This window comes from Leptospira licerasiae serovar Varillal str. VAR 010 (assembly GCF_000244755.1).
In the GTDB taxonomy this organism is placed as follows: domain Bacteria; phylum Spirochaetota; class Leptospiria; order Leptospirales; family Leptospiraceae; genus Leptospira_B; species Leptospira_B licerasiae.
On sequence record NZ_AHOO02000002.1, the window covers coordinates 1 to 321 of the forward strand.

The 321-nt window shown below is 44.9% G+C and carries 1 rRNA gene; it reads right to left on the reverse strand.

Features of this window, described 5'->3' with window-relative positions:
• Nucleotides 1-199 (reverse strand): 16S ribosomal RNA (locus LEP1GSC185_RS00090); the annotation flags it as partial.
• Nucleotides 200-321: the final 122 nt, after the last annotated feature.

Sequence of the window (321 nt, forward strand, 5' to 3'; positions counted from 1 at the left end):
ACCTTTATCTATCAAATCCTGTGATCCAATAGAACTATCCGGTATTAGCTTTCCTTTCGGAAAGTTATCCCAGATTCGGAGGAAGATTACCCACGTGTTACTCACCCGTTCGCCGCTAAGTATTGCTACTCCGCTCGACTTGCATGTTTAAGACGCGCCGCCAGCGTTAGTTCTGAGCCAGGATCAAACTCTCCGTGTTGATATCACCATTGCTGGCAATATTATAAGAGCTGTTTGCTGTTTGGCTATAAATCCCCAACTAAGTCTCACCTCAGTCAGGAACGGAACAAGAAATCAGTATCTCTACTGATCGCTGGAATT